This is a genomic window from Microcoleus sp. B4-C2, from assembly GCF_036705265.1.
In the GTDB taxonomy this organism is placed as follows: domain Bacteria; phylum Cyanobacteriota; class Cyanobacteriia; order Cyanobacteriales; family Microcoleaceae; genus Microcoleus.
This window is the reverse complement of record NZ_JAUBUB010000158.1, coordinates 1-8263: the sequence shown is the minus strand read 5'-3', so window position 1 is coordinate 8263 and position 8263 is coordinate 1. Positions and strand designations below refer to the sequence as shown.

11 protein-coding genes are annotated in these 8263 nt (G+C 42.2%); 6 read left to right on the top strand and 5 right to left on the bottom strand.

Annotated features, from left to right (window positions below):
* Nucleotides 1-413: 413 nt before the first annotated feature.
* Nucleotides 414-740, top strand: coding sequence for a hypothetical protein (locus QUB20_RS27490; protein ID WP_333237874.1), 327 nt, complete (start codon nt 414-416; stop codon nt 738-740).
* Between the two features lie 148 nt (nt 741-888).
* On the opposite strand, the gene QUB20_RS27485 is transcribed toward QUB20_RS27490, so the two are convergent.
* Nucleotides 889-1356 (bottom strand): hypothetical protein, encoded by a 468-nt coding sequence (locus tag QUB20_RS27485; RefSeq protein ID WP_333055935.1) that lies wholly within the window; start codon nt 1354-1356, stop codon nt 889-891.
* A gap of 55 nt (nt 1357-1411) precedes the next feature.
* Between QUB20_RS27485 and QUB20_RS27480 the strand changes: the two genes are divergently transcribed.
* The gene (locus QUB20_RS27480; RefSeq protein ID WP_333251153.1) at nt 1412-2032 is read left to right on the top strand and encodes a histidine phosphatase family protein; all 621 of its coding nucleotides are present in this window, start codon (nt 1412-1414) and stop codon (nt 2030-2032) included.
* 37 nt (nt 2033-2069) lie between these two features.
* Here QUB20_RS27480 and QUB20_RS27475 read toward each other — a convergent pair whose 3' ends face one another.
* Together QUB20_RS27475 and QUB20_RS27470 are read right to left on the bottom strand one after the other, a co-directional pair.
* The gene (locus QUB20_RS27475; RefSeq protein ID WP_333251155.1) at nt 2070-2972 is read right to left on the bottom strand and encodes a HEAT repeat domain-containing protein; all 903 of its coding nucleotides are present in this window, start codon (nt 2970-2972) and stop codon (nt 2070-2072) included.
* A 3-nt stretch (nt 2973-2975) separates the two neighbouring features.
* Complete coding sequence (locus QUB20_RS27470; RefSeq protein WP_333291800.1) at nt 2976-3332, bottom strand: hypothetical protein; 357 nt, start codon at nt 3330-3332, stop codon at nt 2976-2978.
* A 273-nt stretch (nt 3333-3605) separates the two neighbouring features.
* Here QUB20_RS27470 and QUB20_RS27465 point away from each other — a divergent pair, with 273 nt between their 5' ends.
* A complete protein-coding gene (locus QUB20_RS27465; protein ID WP_333251159.1) occupies nt 3606-3977 on the top strand; it encodes a VOC family protein in 372 nt (123 codons plus the stop codon).
* A 154-nt stretch (nt 3978-4131) separates the two neighbouring features.
* Here QUB20_RS27465 and QUB20_RS27460 read toward each other — a convergent pair whose 3' ends face one another.
* Nucleotides 4132-4422, bottom strand: a complete 291-nt coding sequence (locus QUB20_RS27460; RefSeq protein WP_333164903.1) for a hypothetical protein — start codon at nt 4420-4422, stop codon at nt 4132-4134.
* A 42-nt stretch (nt 4423-4464) separates the two neighbouring features.
* A complete protein-coding gene (locus QUB20_RS27455; protein ID WP_333062723.1) occupies nt 4465-5136 on the bottom strand; it encodes a phosphoribosyltransferase family protein in 672 nt (223 codons plus the stop codon).
* A 192-nt stretch (nt 5137-5328) separates the two neighbouring features.
* Here QUB20_RS27455 and QUB20_RS27450 point away from each other — a divergent pair, with 192 nt between their 5' ends.
* From QUB20_RS27450 to QUB20_RS27440, 3 genes are all read left to right on the top strand, one after another.
* Entirely contained in the window at nt 5329-6015 is a 687-nt protein-coding gene (locus tag QUB20_RS27450) for a uracil-DNA glycosylase (protein WP_333251162.1), read from the top strand.
* 223 nt (nt 6016-6238) lie between these two features.
* Nucleotides 6239-7507: a DNA methyltransferase gene (locus tag QUB20_RS27445; RefSeq protein ID WP_333251166.1), complete on the top strand. Its 1269-nt coding sequence runs from the start codon at nt 6239-6241 to the stop codon at nt 7505-7507.
* Entirely contained in the window at nt 7500-8225 is a 726-nt protein-coding gene (locus QUB20_RS27440) for a Bpu10I family restriction endonuclease (RefSeq protein ID WP_333251169.1), read from the top strand. The genes QUB20_RS27445 and QUB20_RS27440 overlap by 8 nt, the downstream gene beginning before the upstream one ends.
* Nucleotides 8226-8263: the final 38 nt, after the last annotated feature.

Genomic DNA, 8263 nt, shown 5'->3' with positions numbered 1-8263 from the left:
TCAGTTGGCGTGTCATCACTGATGCCCTCTAAACACTATCTTTATTCTATGCAACTTCATATAAAATTGGTATTACTGCTAATTTTATCACAAAAACTGTACGGAAACTCGCCAACGTACCCAGTATACAATTGGCAGTCGCGCTGTCTTCGCTCCTCAATGCGCGAGAGCCTTCGCCAGCAATATTTGGTCGATCGGGCTTTCTTCTATGCCAGTTAGCAAAGTGGCTCAATTTAGCCTCTGTAGCGACTTGACTCAAAGCGGTCTCAAGTCTTACAGCAGAGGCATTTGAGCGCTTTGGGTGTCACGGTTTGTCGAGGGGGGAACTGTGGAGGTTAGGATAGCGGCATTCTGCTGTCACTGACGTAGAGGATTTTTTTATAAATTAATAACATAACATTCAGGTACAGCTTATGAAATCCACACTTTGTTTTCCCGAAACTTCTCTTCACTCTAACGCAGTCACTGTTAATAATAAGGCTATTGACTCTTGTATCCTTACTGCTTGGATTGACTTAGTAGGAGGAGATTTTGAAAGCTTGGGAGGAGATGATTGGCTTCCCTTGTGCGGCGACATAGATGACGGCGAAATTTACCGGGAATGGTTTTTGTGGCAAGACAGCGAAGTGACTCAAGAATGGGAAGCTTACGATCCCATTACTAATTATCGAGTTGTGGCACCTAGCCGAGAAATGATGATTGCTAAAATCGACCAAATAGAAGATGCCAGAACAATTTAGTTGAGAAGGAGAAGGTTAAATCTTGATTTTCAACTTTAATAAAAATTATGTAAACAAACCCGGTTTCTCCCAACCACACTCAAGAAACCGGGTTTTTCAGACCTCAAATCTAGGTGTGAGTTGAGTCCTAGTGGTTGAACATAATAATTTATCTCGCTACTGCTTTTTGTTTTTCTCGTTCTAATTTGCGCTGCTTCAAGGCTGCCAGATTTTGTTTAATCGTGTCGATCGCAAATCCAGCCTCCTGCTGTTGGTATAATTCGCTGGCACGGATCAAATCTGCAACAGCCTCGTCATCCGATCGCAAATTTGCAAAAGCTAAGCCGCGATTGTGGTAAGCTTCTGCCAAAGTTGAAACTTGTTCTACAGCGCTGCTAAATTTATCTTTGGCTTTGCGGTACTTTCCCGACTGATAAGCCTCAATTCCTTGTTGAAAATAAACGGAAGCTTTGCTGCCACTGTCGGTATCGGGAAATTCTGGGGAATTTAAAATTGGTTCTTTAAAGATTACAGAAATGCTGCCCTTGCCGAAGTAAGCCCAAGTCATTGTTCCAAACCCAATCCCCAGCACAAGGGCAATAATGACAGACAGAGCAATAAAATTGGTGAGTTCCATAGAGCAATATTTGTTGTATTATAATATGATAAGTTAATTCCTAACTTCTGCAACAATGGCTGCACGGATTTACCTTAACTGGAAATGGTTTTTCCGGTCGCTAGCTTTAGTATTGTCGATCGGCTTAATGATTGCAACTGCAAGTTCTGACGCAGCAACCAACGCCCAAACTCAAGCAGGGTGGCCATTGTTGCAGCGGGATGAGACAGGGTTGGTGGTAGCAATGCGACACGCGATCGCTCCAGGTACGGGAGATCCTGCTAACTTTAAGTTGGGTGACTGTTCCACCCAGCGCAATTTATCGGCACAAGGAAGAACTCAAGCCAAGCAAATTGGAGCCGAATTTCGCAACCGCAACATCAAAGTTGCCAGAGTTTTATCGAGTCAGTGGTGTCGGTGTTTAGAAACAGCAAAATTGATAAATTTAGGCAAAGTCGAACCCTTCCCAGCACTGAACTCCTTCTTTAGGGACAGCAGCAAAGAAGCCAGACAAACAGCAGCAATTCGCAAATTAATTGTGGACAACCGCAACACTAAAGGCGCGATTATTATGGTAACTCACCAAGTAAATATTACCGCGATTACTGATATTATACCGCAAAGCGGCGAAGCTGTGATTCTCAAAGGATCTCGACAAGGTAAAATCCAAATAGTCGGACGAATTGGAGGATTTTAAGGAGGTAGAAATTTACAGCAGATTGCGGTTAAAGTTTCTAACAATCCTCTAAAATTTCTAGAAGATAGGAACCTTCTTGCCGAACATCAGGTGCTTCATCCAACAAGAGACTCTCAATAATTTGGGGCTCCAGTAAACTCGAATATTGTTCGTCTAGCCTGCACAACTCAATAGCTGCAAGTACGCCCGCCATTCTTTCCTCAGACTCCGACGACATCATCCGGTTAATAGAAGCAAGCAATACATGGTTGGGTGGTGATAGAATCTCAACCAGGTTTCTCGCTGTCTGCCGTACAATCGAATGTCGATCTCCGAGACGTAAGAACATCCACTGCAATAAAATATTGTCACCCTGCGGGAATTCCTGATCCCTTAGATTTCCTAATGTTTCGAGGGCGATCGATCGCACATCCCACTCATCGTCAGCAAGGAGACAACCCAGTATGGGAGCAACAACAGGATTATCTAAATCTCCTAATTTTGCCGCAGCGTTATATCTGACATCATTGCGATCGGAAAGTGTTTCGGTAGCAGCAGCAGCCACAACATCAGGCCACTTGGACTCTAGACTGTCTCCCATCCAAAAATTATCGTCAATATAAACAGAATCTCCCATAAATTCGCCTGTGTAGTGAAGGTGAGAATGTACTACAGACGCATCGCCACTAGCACCACTAAAATCTGTTGGCGGATAATCATCCGAAGAAAAACAGCCAATAAATTCCGTTTTCTGCAAATTGGCAGCTTTAAATAAGGTACCATTCAGACGGCAACCAAAGAACTCTACCATTGATAAGTCGAGTCCTTCTAGACTGCAATTTCTTAAGTCACAGAAACTCAGAGTGTCCTTTGGCTTGATAGGAAGCTCATGCTTTGTATCCCGCCAGTTCCTGCCCTGATACGGTGTTTTGTAAGTGTTCTCTAGCTTAATAATATCCATTGATTATTTTCCTAACTGATCTTTCCAAGAGTTTGCCCATCGGGGAATCACCGGATCGTTGCCGTTGCGGTAGTCTTCAGCCCATTGTAGCGCCTCTTCCATTTTTTTAATTTCTCTAGTAATCTTTTCTTTAGGCTCATTAGGCTCAGACGGCAAATCTAGCAATCTTTTTTTAAAATGTGAAATATATTGACGGCACTTTGTATGGTGGAGAGTTCCTTTTTTGAGGGACATTGGCTGGTTTTCTACTCCACCTTCAAATTGTTCCTTCATCACCATAAAAGCACAACTTCCATCTCCGTACTCTGCCTCTTCCCGATAGAGATCGTTCATAACCTCTTGAGCATCATCTATCGCCATAGCAACCGCACGCGGAAATCTAGATTCTCGATTCTCAATCAACCTAGAATCTGGGGTTGTTGGAGTGACTCTGAGTCTTCTAAGATTCTGGTTCTCTTGATTTCCTTTTGGATTCATCTCACTTTGAATAGTAAAGGGATTGCAGGGCGAGCAATTGATTATACCAAGACTTGCACAGTCACTCCCTTTTATATCCGAAGCTTTGATATCGCAGTGAATGTTGTATAATATTACCAATTCTCCATTAGTAATCCCCCATTACCAATTTATTATATGAGTTTCCAATACAGCGCCGCCCTAGTGACTTTAGCAGACCTTGATAAGGAAGTTCTCGTTAAATTTTACACAAAATTTCTCGACATAGAACCAAACCCTTACATTCCCAATACTTATGCTGAATTTCAACTCAAGGGCTTAAGACTCGGCATATTCAAACCCAAAGATTCCCACAAATCGGAATTTGCCAATCGAGCAAAAACAGGCATGAGTTTGTGCCTGGAAGTCAGCGATATCGAAACTGCGATCGCCCGAATTTGGGCTTTAGGTTATCCGCCCAGCGGAGAAATTATCAAAACTTCTCACGGTTTAGAAATCTATGCCTTCGATCCTGCCGGGAACCGCATAATTTTGCATCAATCCCATTAGAATGTAGGATGATGGCTAATGATTTGTGAACTCTCGATCTTCTCTTCTCTTCCTTCGCGTCTTCGCGTCTTCGCGGTTCGTTCAAAAAAACATCTAGTTCACAACCCGCTAATGACATTGTAAAACCCGCCTCTACAACTCAAAACCGCCTTAACTATCTAATCAGTTCAGCAAAACTATAAAAACTGATAATTAATAACAACAAAGCTGTCAGGTGAGTTAGCTGAAATTGAGGCCGCGGGCCGATCGATTCCCGCACCAAAATTGAAAAAGACGAACCAATTATATAACTCAGAGACAGCGTTAAATATTGCCACTGCAATGTTACACTCCACAGCCCCAGCAACATCATCGCCAAAGTCAACATCACCAACTCAACAAAGCGAGGCGGATTGTGCTGAGTAGACAGAATCAAAGTGTCCAACCAATATTGCCAAGGTCTCATGTTTTAGCGATCGAGCTTTTGGATTTAGCCTTCTAGCTTAACCTACGATCGCCATTCAGTTTGTTGCTGCAAACACCTTAAAGCCTCCGCCGTCTCAACCTGCGGAAATTGCCCATAAAAGCGACTGACACTGTAAAAAGGGTGAGGAGTCTCCAAAACGATCAACTTATCGCCCATCTGGGCCAAAAATCCCATCAAATCTGCCGGGGCGACAGGCGCGCAAATCCACAAAGCCAGCGGTTGCTGCGACTCCAAAGCCTTAGCCGCCACAGCCATCGTCATCCCCGTAGCAATGCCGTCATCTACCAAAATCGCCAAAGCCCCAGCCGCGCTGATATTTGGGCGTCCAGGAGACAAATCGGCCAGCAGAGATTGAGCATTATTTTGGGCCAGGGGCAATGCTGATTTTTGCAAGCGTAAATTGTGCTGCTTTTGCTTTTCCCAGAGGACGTGACCATCAGCAGTTGCAGCCCCGATCGCCAATTCTAAATTATCTGGGCGAGTAATTTTCTTAGCGACAACCACATCCAAAGGACAGCCCAAGCGACGCGCAATCGGCACAGCAACGGGCAAACCCCCCCGCGGCAAAGCGTAAACAATCGGTTTCACCGCCTTCTGTGTCATTAAACTCAACTTGCCGAACTCGTCCACAACTGCCTCGGCCAGTTTTTCGCCTGCATCGGCGCGATCGTCAAAAAACGGGTTAGAGAACATATTTTTGCCTGTACGAGCTCAACCAAAAAATTGGAGATTCTGCGAGTGTTAATTGGAGATTGTGCGTGAAGCGTAGCTATCCCGTAGGGAATCGACAGCATCGCACACAAGCTTCTAGCCAATCTCAAATCACACAACCCGATCTAAACTATAAACTCTAGGCTCAAAAATATCTCCCTAATTGTAAAAAGTATGTCCAGCGACTTGCAACTCAGCCTTTTTGACAACAATCAAAGTGCCACTTTCCAAACAGACTCAATACCAGCAAATGCCAAAATTCCCATCCCTCCCGGCACTTATCAAAATATGGAACAAATCGCCGAGCACTGCAACCGCTGCTACCGCTGCGAATTGGGCAACAGCCGCACTCACGCCGTCATCGGCCGCGGCAATCCTCAAGCCTCAATTTTGATTGTGGGAGAAGCGCCCGGACAAAACGAAGATGAAACCGGATTGCCCTTCGTCGGGCGATCGGGCAAACTGTTAGATAAGATTTTAGAATCCGTGGGATTGAGTGCAGAAACCGACGTATTCATTGCCAACGTCATCAAATGTCGCCCTCCCAACAACCGCCCTCCGACAGCAAAAGAAATCGAAGCTTGCAAACCTTACTTGCTCGAACAAATCCGCATCTTAGACCCCAAAATTATTTTATTAACCGGTGCAACAGCCCTCAAAGGTTTGCTAAGCGACAAGCGACCCATTAGTAAAATTAGAGGTCAGTGGATTGAATGGGAAAATCGTTTGTGTATGCCAATTTTTCACCCGTCGTACTTGTTGCGAAACCCCTCCCGCGAACCGGAAACTCCAAAATGGTATATGTGGCAAGATATGCAGGCTATCAAGGCTAAACTGGATGAATTCAAAGAGCAATTCTAATCAATTTTTCTTGTTGATTGGTAGGCTGGTTTGAGGCACAATCTCGGATTTTTACCCACAATCTTAAAACCCGCCCCCACCCACCGAAAAATTATAATTAATTTTCATGTGTAATTTGTAGGGGGCTGGTTTCACCAACAATCTCTGATTTTTACCTGCCATCTACAAAACAAATTCCCGCTTTCCATTCATAAATTCACGCCCCGTAGTAAAAATCCGAATTATGGTTGTCTCTAGTATTTTTAGTGAAACTCCTATCAATAGACAAGAAATTCCTCAACAACTATTAGACATTGAAGATAAACAACGTACTAATCCACTTCCTTGGAAAGGGCAATTTTCCCCCCAGTTTGTCGAAACTTTGATTGATAAATATGCCAATAAAAATAGTGTGATTTTCGACCCATTTTTAGGTAGTGGAACAGTTTTATATGAGGCAGGAAGATTCGGACTGGAAGCCTGCGGAACAGAAATCAATCCAGCAGCTTTAATCCTAGCTAACACTTATAAATTCATCACTATTTCACAAACAAAGCGTGAAAAATGTATCAATTCTTTTTTCGGTCAACTCAAAACAGAGATATGGGAGAGAATGCCACTATTCCAAACAATACAAAAAGAATTTACAGCCAATGATTTAATAGATAAAATTGTAGACGTAGCCGTTGACGATGAAGAAAAGTTCCTTAATATTCTACATGAAGCATTAGTGATATTGCTAGACTTAGAAAACAAAAAACTTACCCAATCGAGAGTTTTTACTATTGCGGAAAATATCGCTACTTTTGTCCTTAAACTACCCTATAGTAAAAAGCCGATAAATGCCTACAATGCCGATGCAAGAAACGTTCCCTTACAAAACTCCAGCGTCAATCTTGTGATTACCTCCCCCCCTTATATCAATGTATTTAACTATCATCAGCAGTATCGCGGTTCTACTGAAGCACTAAACTGGAAAATTTTAGAGGTGGCAAAATCAGAGTTTGGTTCTAATCGCAAGCATAGAAGCAATAGATTTATAACTGTGATTCAATATTGCTTAGACATGGCTTATACTTTGCAAGAATTGTTAAGAATATGCAGCCCTAACAGTAAAATGATATTTGTAGTAGGTAAAGAATCAAATATTAGAGGAACGCCATTTTTAAACGGGGAGTTAGTTGCCGAAGTTGCTCGTCAAGTATTGGGGATTAGCTTAGATATCCGTCAAGAAAGAAGTTTTGTAAATCGTTATGGAAAAACGATCAAAGAAGATATACTACACTTTACAAAAAGAGAAGACTTACAGTATTATTTTGACATACATCAAGCCAGAACTCTTTCTGTAGAAGCCTTAATATCTGCTTATTCCGTAGCGAATGAACAAGTAAAATATGAAATCAAGGATGCTATCGATAAGGCGGCCACAGTACAGCCCTCACCTTATTTCGATCTGCATCGTTCACGAAAAACCATTGAAATACTCAACCCAAAAGAAGAAAATTATGTTTAATTTAGCTCAACCACATGGGGACAAACTAGCAGCATTACTTGATAATGGTAAATTACCTCCTACAGATAAACGGCGTGTTAATCAAGCAATCGAATACTATAAAAAATGGTTGGAAACGCTTAAAAACATCAGGAGGGATGATCTGAAAGTTGTTCCAGAGATGGTATCCCATCTAACCTCCTATAAGCGATACATTGACGTTGAACTAATTTTTGACAGTGATAATGATTTTTTGTACCGTCAAAAAGGGCAATTAAAACTTGACAACTCTATTATTGAAGAATTTATACCTATCTTAGTTACAACCGTCTTTGCAGATTCATTAAAGGACAAAGAATTATCCTTTGGCCCAACACAGTGTTTTTCATCACTACGATTTGAGTCAAGTTTAAAACTCAGTCCAAAAGGCGGTGGGATGAGTATTCGAGCAAAGGATCAAGATTTTGCGATTAGTAGAAAAATATTTCTAAAAGCCTCTCATAACCAAGATTTTAAGGAGACTATCTCCCGCGAGGCAAATATTGCTTATGTTGCGGCTGAGTGTAAAACAAATCTTGATAAAACCATGTTTCAAGAGGGCGCAGCAACTGCCCTGGATGTAAAATTGAGTGTACCAGGAGCCAAGTATTTTTTGCTATGTGAGTGGCTTGATATGTCGCCGATTAGCTCATCACTCACAGCAGAAGTGTTGAATGATAGGAAAAGATTGCTAAAATAGGTCTAACAATGTATAATTGCAGAGTTATAAATTATTGA

What these genes read in the sequence shown, in the direction of transcription:
- QUB20_RS27490 (WP_333237874.1), top strand. Translation starts at nt 414, where the DNA reads ATGAAATCCACACTTTGTTTTCCCGAAACTTCTCTTCACTCTAACGCA.
- QUB20_RS27455 (WP_333062723.1), bottom strand. Translation starts at nt 5,136, where the DNA reads ATGTTCTCTAACCCGTTTTTTGACGATCGCGCCGATGCAGGCGAAAAA.
- QUB20_RS27475 (WP_333251155.1), bottom strand. Translation starts at nt 2,972, where the DNA reads ATGGATATTATTAAGCTAGAGAACACTTACAAAACACCGTATCAGGGC.
- QUB20_RS27480 (WP_333251153.1), top strand. Translation starts at nt 1,412, where the DNA reads ATGGCTGCACGGATTTACCTTAACTGGAAATGGTTTTTCCGGTCGCTA.
- QUB20_RS27485 (WP_333055935.1), bottom strand. Translation starts at nt 1,356, where the DNA reads ATGGAACTCACCAATTTTATTGCTCTGTCTGTCATTATTGCCCTTGTG.
- QUB20_RS27470 (WP_333291800.1), bottom strand. Translation starts at nt 3,332, where the DNA reads ATGGCGATAGATGATGCTCAAGAGGTTATGAACGATCTCTATCGGGAA.
- QUB20_RS27465 (WP_333251159.1), top strand. Translation starts at nt 3,606, where the DNA reads ATGAGTTTCCAATACAGCGCCGCCCTAGTGACTTTAGCAGACCTTGAT.
- QUB20_RS27460 (WP_333164903.1), bottom strand. Translation starts at nt 4,422, where the DNA reads ATGAGACCTTGGCAATATTGGTTGGACACTTTGATTCTGTCTACTCAG.
- QUB20_RS27450 (WP_333251162.1), top strand. Translation starts at nt 5,329, where the DNA reads ATGTCCAGCGACTTGCAACTCAGCCTTTTTGACAACAATCAAAGTGCC.
- QUB20_RS27445 (WP_333251166.1), top strand. Translation starts at nt 6,239, where the DNA reads ATGGTTGTCTCTAGTATTTTTAGTGAAACTCCTATCAATAGACAAGAA.
- QUB20_RS27440 (WP_333251169.1), top strand. Translation starts at nt 7,500, where the DNA reads ATGTTTAATTTAGCTCAACCACATGGGGACAAACTAGCAGCATTACTT.